The 16,754-nt window shown below is 44.1% G+C and carries 12 protein-coding genes and 1 pseudogene; 10 read left to right on the forward strand and 3 right to left on the reverse strand.

Annotated features, from left to right (window positions below):
- Positions 1 to 337 precede the first annotated feature (337 nt).
- Positions 338 to 1,681: an OprD family outer membrane porin gene (locus RGE70_RS11840; RefSeq protein ID WP_310471654.1), complete on the forward strand. Its 1,344-nt coding sequence runs from the start codon at positions 338 to 340 to the stop codon at positions 1,679 to 1,681.
- Positions 1,682 to 2,042: 361 nt separating this feature from the next.
- On the opposite strand, the gene RGE70_RS11845 is transcribed toward RGE70_RS11840, so the two are convergent.
- From RGE70_RS11845 to fadI, 3 genes are all read right to left on the reverse strand, one after another.
- Positions 2,043 to 2,411, reverse strand: coding sequence for a hypothetical protein (locus RGE70_RS11845; protein WP_310471655.1), 369 nt, complete (start codon positions 2,409 to 2,411; stop codon positions 2,043 to 2,045).
- A 424-nt stretch (positions 2,412 to 2,835) separates the two neighbouring features.
- Positions 2,836 to 4,956: a fatty acid oxidation complex subunit alpha FadJ gene (gene fadJ, locus RGE70_RS11850; protein ID WP_310471656.1), complete on the reverse strand. Its 2,121-nt coding sequence runs from the start codon at positions 4,954 to 4,956 to the stop codon at positions 2,836 to 2,838.
- A gap of 5 nt (positions 4,957 to 4,961) precedes the next feature.
- Complete coding sequence (fadI, locus tag RGE70_RS11855) at positions 4,962 to 6,272, reverse strand: acetyl-CoA C-acyltransferase FadI (protein WP_310471657.1); 1,311 nt, start codon at positions 6,270 to 6,272, stop codon at positions 4,962 to 4,964.
- A 233-nt stretch (positions 6,273 to 6,505) separates the two neighbouring features.
- Between fadI and RGE70_RS11860 the strand changes: the two genes are divergently transcribed.
- The 9 genes and pseudogenes from RGE70_RS11860 to putP all read left to right on the forward strand — a co-directional run bounded on the left by RGE70_RS11860 (position 6,506) and on the right by putP (position 16,465).
- Complete coding sequence (locus RGE70_RS11860) at positions 6,506 to 7,462, forward strand: AAA family ATPase (protein WP_310471658.1); 957 nt, start codon at positions 6,506 to 6,508, stop codon at positions 7,460 to 7,462.
- On the forward strand, positions 7,463 to 8,392 hold the full coding sequence (locus tag RGE70_RS11865; RefSeq protein WP_310471659.1) for a DUF58 domain-containing protein: 930 nt from the start codon (positions 7,463 to 7,465) through the stop codon (positions 8,390 to 8,392). It abuts the gene before it with no gap.
- The gene (locus RGE70_RS11870) at positions 8,393 to 8,920 is read left to right on the forward strand and encodes a DUF4381 domain-containing protein (protein WP_310471660.1); all 528 of its coding nucleotides are present in this window, start codon (positions 8,393 to 8,395) and stop codon (positions 8,918 to 8,920) included.
- A pseudogene (locus RGE70_RS11875) lies at positions 8,914 to 9,911 on the forward strand (vWA domain-containing protein). The gene RGE70_RS11870 and the pseudogene RGE70_RS11875 overlap by 7 nt, the downstream one beginning before the upstream one ends.
- 2 nt (positions 9,912 to 9,913) lie before the next feature.
- Complete coding sequence (locus RGE70_RS11880; protein ID WP_310471661.1) at positions 9,914 to 11,788, forward strand: VWA domain-containing protein; 1,875 nt, start codon at positions 9,914 to 9,916, stop codon at positions 11,786 to 11,788.
- Positions 11,782 to 13,416, forward strand: a complete 1,635-nt coding sequence (locus tag RGE70_RS11885; RefSeq protein ID WP_310471662.1) for a BatD family protein — start codon at positions 11,782 to 11,784, stop codon at positions 13,414 to 13,416. The genes RGE70_RS11880 and RGE70_RS11885 overlap by 7 nt, the downstream gene beginning before the upstream one ends.
- 215 nt (positions 13,417 to 13,631) lie before the next feature.
- On the forward strand, positions 13,632 to 14,195 hold the full coding sequence (locus RGE70_RS11890; RefSeq protein WP_310471663.1) for a sigma-70 family RNA polymerase sigma factor: 564 nt from the start codon (positions 13,632 to 13,634) through the stop codon (positions 14,193 to 14,195).
- On the forward strand, positions 14,188 to 14,892 hold the full coding sequence (locus RGE70_RS11895) for a DUF3379 family protein (RefSeq protein WP_310471664.1): 705 nt from the start codon (positions 14,188 to 14,190) through the stop codon (positions 14,890 to 14,892). Before RGE70_RS11890 ends, RGE70_RS11895 begins: the two co-directional genes overlap by 8 nt.
- Positions 14,893 to 15,013: 121 nt before the next feature.
- Positions 15,014 to 16,465, forward strand: a complete 1,452-nt coding sequence (putP, locus tag RGE70_RS11900) for a sodium/proline symporter PutP (RefSeq protein WP_310471665.1) — start codon at positions 15,014 to 15,016, stop codon at positions 16,463 to 16,465.
- The last annotated feature ends 289 nt before the right edge of the window (positions 16,466 to 16,754 follow it).

Consider the following 16,754-nt stretch of genomic DNA (forward strand, 5'->3'; position numbering starts at 1 on the left):
CACTGTTTGCATCACTTGCTTGTTGCAATTCATACATTTTGTCACTTTTCTATTTTACGTTCTGCCACACATTAATCGCAACATAGCAGCCCTCCAATTACCACCTAAAAATCCACCACCACACTTAACACCTAATCGAACGTGTTATAGAGCACACTCGACGGAAACAGTTCATTTCCGTTGTTGCACTAATAAGTCACAACTCATGTAACGCGCCCCCGATATTATTAGCACCAAGTAAGGTTAAACTATTATAAATACTAAAAAAGTTACTTATGGGATGTCGTGATTTACAAACACGTGATGAACACTTAAACATAATAATTAGGGTATTGTGATGAAAAAAACAATTATTGCATTAGCACTGACTAGCGCTTTTGCAGCGCCAGCAATGAGTTATACATTTGATCCTGCCGACTTAAAAGATGGCTTTATTTCAGACAGTAAGAGTTACATTCGAGTTAAAGTCGAAAATTACAATTACGACAATAAATTCAACGATGGTAACGGCGGCCGTACTGAGCTATCAGACAATGAAACTCCACTTTATATCGAATACGGTTTCAGCTCTGGCTATTTCAAAAACTGGTTAGGGTTTGATGTTGCCGCATTTGGAACCACTATGCTCGACGGGCTCAGTGAGTATCGCCACACTAACCTCGTAGACACCGGCTCATATGGCCTAGGTAACACTTCAGCCGATGGTAAAACCCAACAACAAATTGGTGTCGCTTACCTAAAAACTAAATTTAATTTAGATATTGGTACCCTTAAAGCCGGTTACGGTAAAAAACGCCGCTATACCAGCATGTATAACGAAAAAGTCGTTCGGGTTAACGAAGGTTCAAGCCGTGGTTTAGATGTCAGCCTTGATTTAGGCCAGCATAAAGTTTGGGCCACTGTGATTGACCGTTTCCAAAACTTTGGCCAGGCAGAATACCTAAGAGATATAATGACATACACCATGTCTGAGCAAATTGACTTCTTGGCGCTAACTGGCGTTAACGGTAAGTTTGGCGATGTGAACTACAAGTTTGAGTACGCTACTGCCGACGACTACATTCAAAAAGTATTTTACCAAGCCGATTACACCTTTAAGTCCATCAAAACCAATGTCATGTTACGCGGTGAAAACTTATTCGACACAGGTAGTAAGTTTGAATATGACGATGCAGAAGCTGGTAAGGCTCACTTTGTGATCCGCACCAACTTATCTAAAGACACCACCATGTCGATTAAAGGTACCAAAATATACGGCAGTGACTTCTTCCAGTTTTGGGGCAACCCTGGCACCATCAGCCGCTCTATGTTACCCAATGTTATGTTAGGCAACGAAATACCATTATTTGAAGGTGAAGAAGCCTTAATGCTTCGCTTTGACCAAAAACTAGATACTCTAGTTTGGCCAGGTCTGAGTGCTTATGCTCAGTACTGGAAAGGCTGGAATGCTAAACATATTGTTGGCTACAAACGTAGCGAGTACATATTGATGGTTAAACAAGATTTCGGCAAATTGCACTCCGCACTCGCCGGTTTATCAATGAAATACCAATACTCACGTCACGACGGTGCAGGTGTTGATGACGGTTACCGCAGCAGTGGCAACCGCGTCGACAACACATACTGGTTAAGTGACGATCACTACCGCAGACTCACCCTAGACTACCGCTTAAACTTCTAAGTCGAGTCTTCCAAAATGCAGCGGGGCAAGTTACCCGCTGCGATTGAGCTACAAACACCCTGCCCTTCGGCTTTAGTCACGACTCTAAACTCCCTTATTACCAAACGTGAAGATTGCGATTTTGGTTATGATTACACAGTAAATTTCTATTACAGTAGGCTATCGATATGTGAGGTCAGCATGACAAAAACCATGCTTAACTTGCAGGTAACGCAAAAGCCTTGTAGATGGTTATCTCTTAGGCAAAATGAATTTCCGCACTGTGCAGTAACTAGATTTTCTGAGCCTGGCAATACAAAAATGGCGTGACAATTATTGCCGCACCACTTTACATCATCGCCAATGAATTTTTTGGTTAATATTAATCGCCAATTTCGATGGTGGTATTACCATGAGTCGAATAATTGTATTGATAACTGTGGACTTCTTTGCCCTGTGCATCGGTCAATTTAAAATCAGTTGCAATTCGGCTTAAGGTGTATTGACCATCAGCAGGAATATTCACGAGTAGGTAAAAAGTATCATTTGAATTATCAGCTTGCATTTCAAGTAAGTTTTTGCCCGCTTTCAAGGTCAATGGGCTAGTTTGCTCTCTAACATTAATGTCATTGATATAATTTACAAAAATACCATTTTCTACTAATACCGTTGCTGTTTCACTAGCAGATACAGCAAAACTAATCCCCAAGGTACAGGCTAGGGCTACAGCAGTTTTTTTTACTCGATTCATAGTAATTTCCTTAATGATTGAAACTTAAATGTTTCGGCCAGCAACAGCATAATTTGTTGACTTATTACAAAAGACCTGTACAGCGCTCATATCATTTCAATTACCTTGATGTAGATCAAGTTTTAGCCAGTCAACCGGATATGATTTAACCTCGTTCTCACAACATATCGCGCCATAGATTGCAGCTGAGTTCGAATTTAAGGTTTGGCAGCGATGATGCTATTGGCTTATGACTTACATAGGAAAGGAATCAGCTAATAATACCGTTTTAAGTGAAATTCAAAACCTGCAGTACCAAAATACAAAACAGCCGAACAGCTAATTTAATACAGAGTCAAAATTTCTATAAAAAAATACCAGCAAGTAAACTTACTGGTATTTTCATTATGCTATTAAATTAACTTAAACCATTAATTTGGAAGCTTTATTTATAGAAATATTGGTTATCTTCAGCCATCTGTTTAAGTCTTGGCGCAGGTTCAAATCGGTCACCAAACTTGGCTTGATAAGCCGTTAATAGAGTAACTAATTTTGCAGGGCCTAAGCTGTCAATATATCGGAAAGGTCCACCTAAGAACGGCGGGAACCCAATACCAAATATGGCACCTATATCACCATCTCGAGCACTCGCAATAATGCCTTCATCTAAGCACCTTACGGCCTCGTTAAGCATCTGCACCACACAGCGTTCAGCAATTTTACTTTCATCACTGCTCTGTCCTGGCGTCACGCCCAGTACGCTGTATACGCTGGTATCAACTTGTTTTGATTTACTCTTCTTGCTGTACTGATAAAAACCTTTACTGTTTTTTCGGCCTTTTCTATCATCTGCTAATAATTTATCAAACGCACTTGGAGCTTTAAATCGCTCGCCCAACTCAGCCGTTAAAATCGGGGCAATTTTAGCACCAACATCAATACCCACTTCGTCGAGTAATGTAATTGGACCAACGGGGAAACCAAACTTAACTAAGGCTTTATCTAAATGATCAATGCCTTGCCCTTCTAATAGCATTTGCGCTGCTTCATTCATGTATAGCGCTAAAATACGGTTAACATAAAAACCCGCACCGTCTTGCACTACGATAGGCGTTTTACCTTGTTTACGTGCAAAAGCCACCGTGGTTGCAATGGTCTCAGCCGAAGTGTGTTTGTGGGCAATCACTTCAACCAAAGGCATTTTCTCTACCGGTGAAAAGTAATGTAGGCCAATAACATTCTCGGGACGGCTGGCCGCTTCGGCAATTTGTCCAATCGGTAACGATGAAGTATTAGAGGCAAAGATGGTGTGCTCAGCGCATTCTCGTTCAACATCTTTCACCATTTGGTGCTTAAGCGATAAGTCTTCAAAGACCGCTTCAATCACAATGTCGGCATCTTTTATACCGGTGTATTGTGTGGTCGTGGTCATTAATGCCATTAGATTGTCGCGTACAGCTGGGGTCATATGTCGACGCTTAACCCCCTTATCTAATAGTTTATAGGCATAAGATAACGCGTTACTTAACCCAGCCTCACTAATGTCTTTAACTCTTGCCGGTATTTTGGCTTTAGTTGTGGTCACAGACGCGATACCACCACCCATTAAGCCACCACCAAGGACCATCGCTTTATGAATTTTGCGCGGTGTTACATCGCCAGCGCCGGTCTCTTTTTTCATCTCTGTGGTCGCAAAAAATAAACTTCTAAGCGCTTTTGACTCATTTGTCATCACCAAGTCAGCAAAATGACTCGCTTCAACTTCTAAGCCTTTAATTAAGCCCTTAGTCATGCCTTGGCGAACACAATCGATGATTTTTTCTGGCGCTGGATAGTTGCCTAGCGTTTTCTTGGCGACTTGTTTTGCCGCTTGGTCAAAAATAATATTCCGCCCAGCACTGGTGCCTTCCAGCATTTTATTAATCACTGACTGTTTTTTCTTTTTAGCGCTACGCTTACCTGCCAACGCCATTTCGATAGCGGTACGCATTAAAATCGTTGCCGGAACGATATCGTCCACCAGCCCCATTTTTAAAGCTTGCTTGGGTCTAACTTGCTTGCCTGTTAGCATTAAATCTAATGCAGTTGTGATCCCGACTAAACGCGGTAAACGTTGCGTACCGCCACCGCCAGGAAGCAAACCTAGTTGCACCTCTGGTACGCCCATCATAGTTTTACTATCTAAGCTACACACACGTTGATGACAGGCTAACGCCAGCTCTAAACCTCCGCCTAAACACGGACCATTTATGGCGGCCACCACCGGAATAGCAAGGTTTTCTAACTCGTTAAATACCACATGACCTTGCTGAGATAGTATTTTTGCGTCCATTGCGGTTTCACAACCATCAAGCATCGAAATATCAGCGCCGGCCACAAAAGAGTCTTCTTTTCCCGAGGTAATTACTAAGCCTTTAATACTGTTATCGGCTTTGATGTCCACCAGCATTTCGCTAATTTCAGTGCCAAACTCGCTGCGTAGCGTGTTCATGGTCTCGCCCGGCACATCCATGGTTAGAATGGCAATACCGTCTTCGCGGCGTTCTAAATTAAATGTCTTTTCCATGTGAGTTACTCCACTTCAACTATCATTGCAGCACCTAAACCACCTGCTGCGCAGGCTGTTGCTAGACCGACTCCACCGCCACGGCGCTTAAGCTCATGACAAACCTGGGTTATCAATCGTGTACCGGTTGCTGCAAATGGATGCCCGTATGCTAAAGAGCCCCCCAAAACATTAAACTTGCTCATATCAATATCACCAATAGCGCGGTTACGACCGAGTTTTTCTGCGGCAAATTTCTTTGAGCCAAACATCTGCATGTTCGCCAATGTTTGTGCTGCAAATGCTTCATGCATTTCAATCAATGTTAAGTCTTCTAGCTCCATGCCCGCACGCTGAAGTGCCAATGGCGTAGCATAAGATGGGCCCATTAACATATCTTCCCACACATCAATCGCGGTAAAGGCATAACTCTTTATATAACCAAGTGGAGTGTAACCTAATGCCTTGGCTTTACCTTCGCTCATCAATAACACAGCTGAGGCACCATCGGTTAACGGAGTACTGTTTGCAGCTGTCACTGAGCCGTGCTGGCGGTCAAAGGCTGGACGAAGCTTGGCATAAGAGTCTAGAGACGAGTTTTCGCGAATATTATTATCACGCTCAATAAACGACTTGTATGGCGGTACATGCGCAGTCATCACTTCATGTGCGAGTTTACCTGCGTTCCATGTTTCGGTTGCTAATGTATGCGAGCGATGCGCTAAGGCATCTTGATCAGCGCGACTAATATTGTAGGTTTTCGCCATTTGCTCGGCGGTTTGTCCCATAGACAACCCCGTAGAGTATTCGGCAACCGCTGGCGGTACAGGTAATAAATCCTTTAAACCTAAGCGGCGAAAAATAGCAAGTTTTTGACTAAAAGATCGGGCTTTATTGAGGTCGATTAACGCATGGGCCAACCGTTTTGAAACGCCAATCGGTACAACAGATGAAGAGTCGGCACCACCGGCAATACCAATGTCCATATTACCTGACATTATCGACTCAGCTACATTCACTGTCGACTGAAAACTCGTAGCACAAGCCCGGGTAACACTGTATGCGTCGGTGCTGTTATTCATGCCAGTGCCTAGCACGATTTCACGCGCAATATTGGGCGCTTCAGGCATCAACACCACTTGCCCGTATACAAGTTGCTGAATTAACTTCGGGTCAAGCTCAGTACGTGAAATTAGTTCGTTAACAACCATTTTCCCCATATCTAACGCAGACACACCGTGAAACGCGGTGGCTTGTTTGGCAAACGGTGTTCTTAACCCCGATACTATCGCAATCCTTTCGCCTCTAGCATTAGTCACTTGCTGTCTTTCACTCATTTTTCGCCCTCTTATTGCTTCGCTAACTGTTGAAGTTGCTCGCTTTTAATATCCTTGCGAAACCTGCTTAACACTCTACAAACAGGTCTGACCATTAAAGTGTGATCTAATTCTAACTTTTTAATCAAACATTTTAAACAGTTGTTTATTTAATAACACTAGCCAAAACCCAATGGAATTATTTACCATAGAGATTGTCCATAGTTGTTATCCATAATAAATTGAGTATCATCATGCCTTTGAGTAGATTTCACGCACTTCGCGAATACCTAAATACTGTTATCCTCGGACAGCCGACGTTAACTGAAAACCTCTTAATTGCACTGATTGCTGATGGCCACCTATTGGTTGAGGGCCCACCAGGTCTAGCAAAAACCCGCGCAGTAAAAGCACTGTGTGACGGCGTAGAGGGTGACTTTCATCGCATTCAGTTTACACCCGACTTATTACCTGCCGATCTAACGGGTACTGACATTTATCGCGCCCAAACAGCCACCTTTGAGTTTGAAGCAGGGCCGATATTCCATAACCTTATTCTTGCGGATGAAATTAACCGTGCGCCAGCTAAAGTGCAGTCAGCTCTTTTAGAAGCCATGGCAGAAAACCAAGTGACGGTTGGCAAACATAGTTATCCGTTGCCAGAGTTATTCTTAGTCATTGCAACCCAAAATCCACTGGAAAACGAAGGGACTTACCCGCTACCAGAAGCACAGTTAGACCGCTTTTTAATGCACTTAAACCTTGATTACCCGAGTGCCGAAACTGAGTTTGAAATTTTACGTTTGTCGCGTAATGAAGCACTCAAGAGAGAAATACCGCCGATAGCTCCAATTATTCAAGGTGATATTTTTGCCGCCCGTGAGCAAGCGTTACAAATTTACCTTGCAGAGCCGCTTGAAAAATACATTGTCGACATCATCATGGCCACCCGTAAACCTGCCGTTTACAGCCAAGAGTTAGCCAGCTGGCTGGAGTATGGCGTGAGTCCGCGTGCCACCATTTCGATTGAACGTTGTGCTAGAGCCCGTGCCTATTTATATGAGCGCGACTTTGTCTCGCCAGAAGACATACAAGCTGTAGTACCTAATGTGTTACGTCATCGCTTACTGCTAAGTTACCAAGCGCAAGCTGACGGAGTATCCGCTGATGATGTAATTAACCATATCCTTTCTCAAGTTGCGGTTCCATAAATGGTTAATTCAGAACTCCCTCTCTTTGCTGATGGCATTAACATCAACGAAAAAGAGCTACTTGCTTGTCAAAGTATTGCCCGCGCCCTACCTGAAAAAAGGGCTAAGGCAAAAGCTAACTTAGCCGGACACCGCTCGAGTGCGATTAAAGGCCGAGGTATGGAGTTTGCTGAAGTGCGTCATTACCAAAGTGGTGATGACGTTCGTACCATCGACTGGCGGGTAACCGCCAGAACCGGTAAAGCCCATACCAAGCTGTTTGTCGAAGAACGTGAGCGCCCGATTCTAATCTTGCTCGACTTAAGTCATAGTCTGTATTTTGGCTCGAGCTTATTATTGCAATCGGTTCAAGCAGCCCATGTGGCCACAACTCTAGGGTGGAATGCCATTTTACATGGCGACCGCCTCGGCGCTGTAATCGCCACAGAGCAAGAACATATAGAGCTAAAACCCAGAAGCCGACAGCAGGGTATTTTGCAACTGGTGTCAGCCATCAAAAAGTTGCACCAACAACAGTTAACCTCGCTCGCGGCCCAGTCAACTCAGACCGACCACATGCTTAAAGCCTGTCAACGGCTCAGACGACTGGCCAAGCCTGGCTCGCTGATTTGGGTTGTGTCAGACGGCACGCATTTCTCTCCAGCATGTTTAGCCATGTTGTCGGATTTAAAACGTCATTGTGACATGGGTGCAGTACTGCTCACAGACCCGCTACGTGAAGGGACGTTAAACTTGCCAAAGCATTTTCAACTGCCGGTAAAAGACGGTAACCATGAACGTATTATCGACAGGCATAGCTATGAGCATTGGCTTCAGAGTCAACAAACGATCAAATTACAATTTACTGATATGATGAAAAAAATAAACGTAGAAACGCGCCTCATCAATGCAGGCCAACGTCTTAATCAGCAATTAGGAGCATTAAGATAGATGGCAGAGCAAAACCCAGCAGCAAATCCAGCTTTGGCATCACTACAAGATATTCAACTACCTATTGAAATTGGCAACTGGCCATTCGCTTATGGTTATTGGTTAGTGCTACTCATTGTATGCATAGCATTTACCGCTGCAGTTATTGGATTCAGAAAACGGCGCCAACGTTGCGCGGCTAAACGGGCAGCATTAGTTGAGCTGGCGGCTCTTGACGGCAGTGATCCCTTATACATCAGTCACGTTAGTGAAATCCTAAAGCGTGCCGCAATGAGCTATTGCGATAGAAACAGCGTTGCTGGCTTATCTGGTACGCAGTGGCATGACTGGCTCACCGCGCAGGTTGATACCGCTCCAGTGGAATTATGTAAGCTACTAAACATGGCATATCAGCCACAAGCTCTTACACCAACACAAGCGGCTTTATTGCAAAAAAGTGCAGCACAATGGCTTAAAAAAGCCCTGCCGCTTAAAGGTAATAATAGTGCCAACGCAACAGCTCACCCTATGGAGGCTAAGCCATGCTAACCCTAGCCTTACCTTGGTTATTATTGCTATTGCCCTTGCCTTTTCTCATTCGTAAAAAACAGCAAAAGTCACAACAAGGCGGCCACCTTTACCTGCCTGGTAGTGCTGCTGGCCCGCAATCTACACCGGTCAATCATAATGTGACTAGCCGCAAAAGCTACTGGCTTGTGTGGACACTACTGGTTATTGCAGTGGCTAGACCTTTGTGGATGGGCGAACCGATTGAACTGCCAAGTAAAGGTCGAGATCTAATGTTATCGATAGACTTATCCGGCAGTATGCAAATTGAAGATATGGTCATTAATGGCCAAACCACAGACCGGTTTACACTGGTACAGCATGTAATTAGTCAATTTATTGAGCGTCGTAAAGGCGACCGCATCGGTTTAATTTTATTTGCGGATCACGCCTACCTTCAGTCTCCGCTAACACAAGATAGACGCAGCGTGGCGCAATACTTACGAGAAGCCCAAGTTGGGCTTGTAGGTAAGCAAACCGCTATTGGCGAAGCCATTGCACTAGGCATAAAACGCTTTGAAAAAGTTGAAGAAAGTAACCGCGTGTTAATTTTGCTTACCGATGGTTCAAACAATGCCGGGGCGATTACTCCTGAAAAAGCGACCGAAATAGCCGCTAAAAGAGGGATCACTATTTACACAATTGGTGTTGGTGCTGATGTAATGGAACGCCGTAGCTTTTTTGGAACCGAGCGCGTAAACCCATCAATGGATTTAGATGAAACCCAACTGCAACAAATAGCCACTACAACGGGGGGAGCTACTTCCGTGCACGTAACACTGAAGAGCTAGAGCAGATCTATCAACAAATTGACGCACTCGAACCTATCAGCCGCGAGCAACTGACTTATCGACCACAATCAGAACTGTTTTACTGGCCACTTGGCCTCGCATTATTACTCTCAATATTAAAAAGTATGGCCCAGCTTTCCGCCTTTAGAGCCAAGCCTAAACAGCCATTAGGAGGTCGTTAGTCATGCATTTTTTACGTCCTGAGTGGTTTTTAGCCCTCATTCCCCTATGCATACTGTTAGTGTTTATTACCAGAAATCACACGGTAGGTTCTAATTGGGATCACTATATTGCCCCGCACCTTGCCACGGTTTTACTGGGTCAAACCCAAAAGAAAAAAAACCATAATGTGGTTTATCTAACGCTCACCTGGTTGGTTGCCGTGTTGGCACTTTCTGGCCCGGCGCTAGAAAAAACCGCCCTACCTGTATATGAGTCTGCCCAAGGCCGAGTGCTCATTATGGATATGTCGTTATCGATGTATGCCAATGACCTGTCACCGAATCGGTTAACTCAGTCCAAGTACCGCGCCACTGATTTAATTCAGAACCTAACAGAGGGAGAAACCGGGTTAGTTGCGTACGCAGGAGATGCTTTTACCATCAGCCCGCTAACCCGAGATAAAGCAACGCTACTGAATTTACTGCCGACCTTGTCACCCGATATTATGCCGGTGAAAGGCTCCAACATTGAAGCAGCCCTTAAGCAGGCAAAATCTTTACTTAGCCAAGGCGGGCACATTCAGGGTGATATCGTGCTGTTTACTGACGGCGTGACCACATCACAGCTCAACCAAGCTCAAGCTGTACTGAAAGGTAGTCCTTATCGCTTAGCCATTTTAGCTTTTGGTACCGAACAAGGCTCGCCTATTCAGCTACCCGACGGCCAGTTACTGCGCGACAACGCCAATCAAGTCGTAGTGGCTAAAACCGATTATGGCCTGCTGCAGTCGTTAGCAGCAACTAACGGCACCGTAATTCAAACCCGAGCTGACGGGCAAGACTTAACTGAACTGGCACAATGGCTTGCCAGCTCTCAAGATACCAAAGCCAGCGACTTAGAGGGTGAAGTCTGGCGTGATCTGGGAGGCTACATTGCTCTGCTATTATTGCTGCCGGCATTACTTAGTTTTAGGCATGGAATGATAGGCGCTTGCGCGTTACTGATGATACTGCAGCCCGTGCAACCAGCCTATGCTGACACTTGGGATGATTTATGGCAGACACAAGATCAGCAAGCCGCTCAAGCTTACCAAGCACAGGATTATGCCGCCGCCGCTGAGCAATTTAAGCAACCTCAATGGCAAGCGAGTGCACGTTACAAAGCCGGTCAATTTGATGAAGCACTTAAAGGTTTTGAGCAAGATAGCTCTGCAACAGGCCTATACAACCAAGGCAATGCGCTAATGCAACTAGGCCAATATGAAGAAGCCGAAAAACGCTATCAGCAAGCACTTGAGAAAGCGCCAGACATGAGCGCCGCAGAGCAAAATTTAGCCCTAGCCAAATTATTGCAACAGCAACAAGAACAAGAGCAGAATGGTGAAGGAGAAGATCAGCAGTCTGACGACCAGCAACAATCAGATGAATCGCAATCGGACGACCAGCAGTCACAAGACAACTCTGAGTCAAACAGCGATAAAAATAAACAAGACCAACAGCAGTCTGACGAGCAAAACGCTGACCAAAATTCTGATAGCGATTCTAGCGAGCAGCAAGAGCCTCAAGACGCTGACAGCAATGAAGAGCAAGCTGCAGCAAACGAGCAACCTAAGAGTAATGACGCGCCCATGGAAGCTGATGAGTCTAAAGAGCAAAATGAGCAAGCCCAGCAAAATCAACCATCGTCAGCAGATCCAGACAGCGAGCCGCAAGAGGACGAAGCACAAGGTTCAATGGCGCCAGTAGCCCCAACAGATGAACCGCTTCCACCAGAAATGGAGCGGGCATTAAAGGCTATTGCTGACGACCCACAAGTGCTATTGCGAAATAAAATGCAACTTGAATATCAGAAACGTCGCCGCCAAGGCATTAATTCGAAGGAAAACCAACAGTGGTAATTCGACAACTATTTACTCTCTTATTTATCGCCTTAATGAGCGCCTCTCCCGCTTATGCATTAACAAGCTTACAAGCGTCGGTTGACCGCAACCCAGTAATAGAAGGCGAATCGCTAGTTTTAACGGTAATTGCAGATGATGATCTCAACAGTGGTGACTTAAACACCTCGCCACTGCTTAATGATTTTATTGTTGGCCGCACCAGCATTAGCCGCAGTAAGCAGATAGTCAACTTTAATGCCCGTAATGAAACACGTTGGCAAGTGCTGTTATCGCCAAAATCGAGGGGCGATATCACTATTCCATCGTTCAATATTAACGGTGTTTTCTCGAGCCCAATCAAGCTGTCGGTGGTCAGTACTGACTCTCAACCCCAGCAGATGCAAAACATATTCATGCGTTCAAGTTTATCTTCAACAGAAGCTTATGTAGGGCAAATGCTGATCTACAAAGTTAAGCTATACCTTGCGCTCGAATTACAACGAGGTGTACTAAGTGCCCCAGTGTTAGACGGTGCTCAAATTAAACAACTTGGCGAAGATAAAGACACCAATGAAATTGTTAACGGTAAACGTTATCGAGTGATTGAGCGCGCCTACGCAATTATCGCCGACCAACCAGGCGAGTTAACCATTGAAGGCGCAAGCTTCTCTGGTGACGTGTTAATGCAATCTAAACGCAACGGCGGCATGTTTTCATTTAATGAGAGCAGACCCACACAGTCTCAAGCACCAAAATCTGTGGTACTGATAAACCCTGAACCCGTTGAATATCACGGTCAATGGCTTGTCTCCGACCTCGTATTATTAAAAGAAGATTGGCCAGAAACACCTGTTGAATACAAAGTGGGCGACCCGATCACACGCACCATCACGTTACTGGCGTCCAATACTGATGAAACCAGCTTGCCTGAAATCACCTTAACAACGCCACCGGAATTAAAAACCTACCCAGAAAAAGCCCAAAGACAGTCAATTTTACGTGACAATCAAATGGTGTCGCAATTAGTACAGACCACCGCCATCGTCGCAACCAAACCGGGAACTTACACCCTACCTAAAATAAAAATCCCTTGGTGGAACCCGCACTTAAAACAGCAACAATTTGCCACTTTACCTGCGCGAACTGTAGTTGTGGTTGCGGGCGAGCAAACCGCTGCGGTTATCATGCCAACGCCCACTGAAGGCACTACCAATAATGCTGGTTTTTGGCCATGGTTAACCGCAGGTTTTGCGCTGTTATGGTTAATAACACTTGTGCTTTGGCTTAATGCTAAAAAACAGCCATCTGTATCTAGCGTTAAACCTTCGCGCGAAAGTAGCGATAAAAACCGCCCAAATAGCCCTCGCAGCCAACTCAAACAAAGCTGTGCTGAGCAAGTACCGACCAAGGTTATTAATGCACTGATTGCCTATTACTCACAGGTGTATGCAAAACCGATGTCGCTGCAAGATATTGGTAATACCTCAACGGTGTTGGCAGAGCTAATCACCAGCTTGCAACAATCAGCTTATAGTCCAAACGAGATTAAAATTGACTATAACCAATTACTCAAATTGGCTTTATCAGCTAAAGTCGACAAAAAAAAGCGCAATGCATTGTCACTTAATTCACTTAACCCGAGCTAAGTCATATGTGTACCGACTGATTTAGCAAAACCCGACCTTCATATAATGGCGCTCTAAATTGAGCGCCATTTTCATCTTTATTGGCTGCAGTAGACCATATTTAGTTCGGCTAAAAATAATACAATGTAATTATTTTACTTAACCTGTTTCAGTAATTGGTATTCGAAGAGGAACAGGGTTAGACTTAAATTATTTGATCCAGTTAGAAAATTATAATGTTTGATAGTTGGCGAAATAAAAAGTCTGGCTCTGCGGTCTCTTCTGACATGCTAAGTAAACAAATACGATACGACAGTCTTGTCAGAGCACTCAATAGCGATATTTACCGTTACGCTTATTGGCTGTGCGGTGATAAACATGTCGCTGAAGATATCACCCAAGAAACTTTTCTGCGTGCTTGGCGCTCGCTTGATTCATTAAAAGATGAAAAAGCAGCAAAAGCCTGGCTGATCACGATTCTTCGTCGTGAGAATGCTCGGCGCTTTGAACGCAAGCAGTTTGATTATTCAGATGTTGAACAGGAATTTCTGGAAGATACTTTTTCAGGAAGCACTGAAGAGCATGCAGAGCAACACTTAATTCAAAGACAAATTTCCAAGTTGGAACTCGAATACCGTGAACCGTTATTGCTGCAAGTAATTGGTGGTTTTAGTGGCGATGAAATCGCCACCATACTCGAATTAAAACGAAACACCGTGATGACACGTTTATTCAGGGCTCGAAACCAATTGAAAGATGTACTTGAAAACACGACTATCAGAGGTCAATCCAATGGATGAACTGACATTTCGCCGCCAAGCCTATGGTGAGCCAAATAACCGAGATCCAGAGTTTCTTCATGCCACAATGCAATCGGCAGAAAGAAAAGATTTTGTATATGATCTCAAAAACCTAGATAACAAAATTGAAAAAGCACTCAGTATTAATGTTCCAAGCGATTTTGCGGCCAAACTGCTGTTACGTCAGCAGCTACAGCAGCACCATCAGCGACAAGGTAAAACACGTTTTGCTTTTGCGATGGTGGCTTCGGTTGCATTTTTAGCCGGGATGACTTTTACATTAATGCGTATGGGCCCTGTAGATTTAGGTCAGCATGCACTGGCGCATGTCCACCATGAAGACAAAGCACTGCTGCTAGACAATAATGTGCAATACCAAGATGTGAACTTTCAGCTCGCTTCACTTGACACAACTGCGGCTGTAAAGCTTAGCCAACAGCCAGGAAAAGTGTATTACAGCACTTATTGTGACTTTCAGGGAGTAAAAAGTCTCCACTTAGTCATGCAAGGAAAAAAAGATAAAGTCACCGTGTTTATTGTACCTCTAGAAGATCGTATGGTACTTGATGAAGCTTTTGCTGATACGCTATATAAAGGTATCGGATTTGAAACCAACAACACCTACATGTTAATGATTGGTGAGCAAAATTCTGACATCACATACGCTAGAAACCAGATAGAGCAAGCATTTATTTAACCACTTAGAATCAACGGCGGCACACGCCTGACATATATTACATTTCAATAACATGCACTTAATCTATTCAAATATGTTAGCATAGTTCTACAACTAGAAATGAATGAAGCATATTTAAATTATGACCATTGAATTACCAATTTTAATTACCTTCGTCGGCTACTTAGCCATGATGATGGGAATTGGCCTTTGGGCTTACAAGGCAACGGATTCTGTTGACGACTATATATTAGGCGGAAGAGGCATGGGCCCCGCAGTCACGGCACTCAGTGTTGGTGCCTCTGACATGTCAGGATGGTTACTTCTAGGGCTCCCCGGAGCAGTATATCTAGGCGGCTTAGGTGAAGCGTGGATTGGTTTTGGACTCGTATTTGGTGCTTGGCTAAACTGGCTTTTTGTGGCTAAACGTTTACGTGTTTACACTGAACTGGCCGATAACGCCCTTACGTTACCTGACTTTTTCGAAAAACGTTTCGAAGACAATAAAGGCGTTTTAAAAGTCGTCTCAGCTGTCACCATATTAGTCTTTTTTACCTTTTATGCTTCTTCAGGCATGGTGGGTGGCGCAATACTTTTCGAAAAAGTATTTGGCCTTGATTACACACTGGCATTAATCATTGGTTCGACAATTATTGTATCTTACACCTTTGTTGGTGGTTTCTTTGCCGTTAGCTGGACAGACTTTTTTCAAGGGTGCTTAATGTTAGTGGCCCTTTTAATCGTCCCTATGGCTATTTTCAGCCAGCCGGAAACACAGCAAGGGTTCGAAGCACTGGATCCTGCCATGCTAGAGTTCTTTAATGAAGACACAACTATTATTGGGTTTGTTTCTTTACTAGCATGGGGGCTGGGTTATTTCGGTCAGCCACATATTTTGTCACGCTTTATGGCAATTAACTCTCCTAACGATATAGCAATTTCACGCCGCATCGCTATGAGCTGGATGTTAATTGCACTAATCGGTGCATTGGCTACAGGTATTGCAGGCTCACTGTTTTTTGCTACCAACCCGCTAGACAATCCAGAGACGGTGTTTATCCACTTAGCACACGCTGCTTTTAACCCGTGGATTGGTGGGATTCTGATTGCCGCAATTCTATCTGCCATTATGAGTACTATTGATTCGCAGCTACTGGTTTGCTCAAGTGTGATAACAGAAGATTTTTACCGTAAATGGTTACGCCCACAAGCTGAAAGTAAAGAGCTGATGTTAGTGGGCCGTCTCGGCGTTATTGCCATTGCCGTAATTGCAGGTATTGTAGCTTTAAACCCAGAAAGCAGTGTATTGGGGCTTGTAAGCTACGCTTGGGCAGGCTTTGGGGCAGCATTTGGGCCTGTGGTTATTTTGTCGCTGTTCTGGCGTAATTACAGCCGTAATGGTGCGGTGGCAACAATTGTTGTAGGTGCGGTAACCGTAGTCGTATGGAAACAACTAACCGGTGGTATTTTTGACCTCTATGAAATCGTGCCTGGGTTCCTATTAGCGACCTTTGTAGGTGTACTAGTGAGCAAATTACAAGCACCTTCAGCTATTGTTAAACAACAGTTTAGTGATTTTGAAGCCAAACTATAGCGTCGGCTAAAGTTACAAATAAAAAAAAGCGTACAGGTGTACGCTTTTTTTATATGCCAAATTCAGCCTCCATATATCTAAATGTTACATACAGTTCACCATTAGTGAAAACTAAACCTCTACTCAAGTCCCTTTGCTACATAGATTATTTGATTTCAAGCGACAAAAATGACACCCCACCAAACTAGCTACAACAATTAATCATCTAATAATTAACATTTTATTATCACTGGTCGGAGTTGTACGCGCCCCTTAACCTCCCTACTATGCAGTGGATTATTAATTGGAT

This window comes from Shewanella youngdeokensis, from assembly GCF_033180165.1.
Lineage (GTDB): Bacteria > Pseudomonadota > Gammaproteobacteria > Enterobacterales > Shewanellaceae > Shewanella > Shewanella youngdeokensis.

Coding starts and splice junctions, on each gene's coding strand:
- putP (WP_310471665.1), top strand. CDS start 15,014: ATGACCATTGAATTACCAATTTTAATTACCTTCGTCGGCTACTTAGCC.
- fadJ (WP_310471656.1), bottom strand. CDS start 4,956: ATGGAAAAGACATTTAATTTAGAACGCCGCGAAGACGGTATTGCCATT.
- RGE70_RS11880 (WP_310471661.1), top strand. CDS start 9,914: ATGCATTTTTTACGTCCTGAGTGGTTTTTAGCCCTCATTCCCCTATGC.
- RGE70_RS11840 (WP_310471654.1), top strand. CDS start 338: ATGAAAAAAACAATTATTGCATTAGCACTGACTAGCGCTTTTGCAGCG.
- RGE70_RS11860 (WP_310471658.1), top strand. CDS start 6,506: ATGCCTTTGAGTAGATTTCACGCACTTCGCGAATACCTAAATACTGTT.
- fadI (WP_310471657.1), bottom strand. CDS start 6,272: ATGAGTGAAAGACAGCAAGTGACTAATGCTAGAGGCGAAAGGATTGCG.
- RGE70_RS11845 (WP_310471655.1), bottom strand. CDS start 2,411: ATGAATCGAGTAAAAAAAACTGCTGTAGCCCTAGCCTGTACCTTGGGG.
- RGE70_RS11870 (WP_310471660.1), top strand. CDS start 8,393: ATGGCAGAGCAAAACCCAGCAGCAAATCCAGCTTTGGCATCACTACAA.
- RGE70_RS11890 (WP_310471663.1), top strand. CDS start 13,632: ATGTTTGATAGTTGGCGAAATAAAAAGTCTGGCTCTGCGGTCTCTTCT.
- RGE70_RS11865 (WP_310471659.1), top strand. CDS start 7,463: ATGGTTAATTCAGAACTCCCTCTCTTTGCTGATGGCATTAACATCAAC.
- RGE70_RS11895 (WP_310471664.1), top strand. CDS start 14,188: ATGGATGAACTGACATTTCGCCGCCAAGCCTATGGTGAGCCAAATAAC.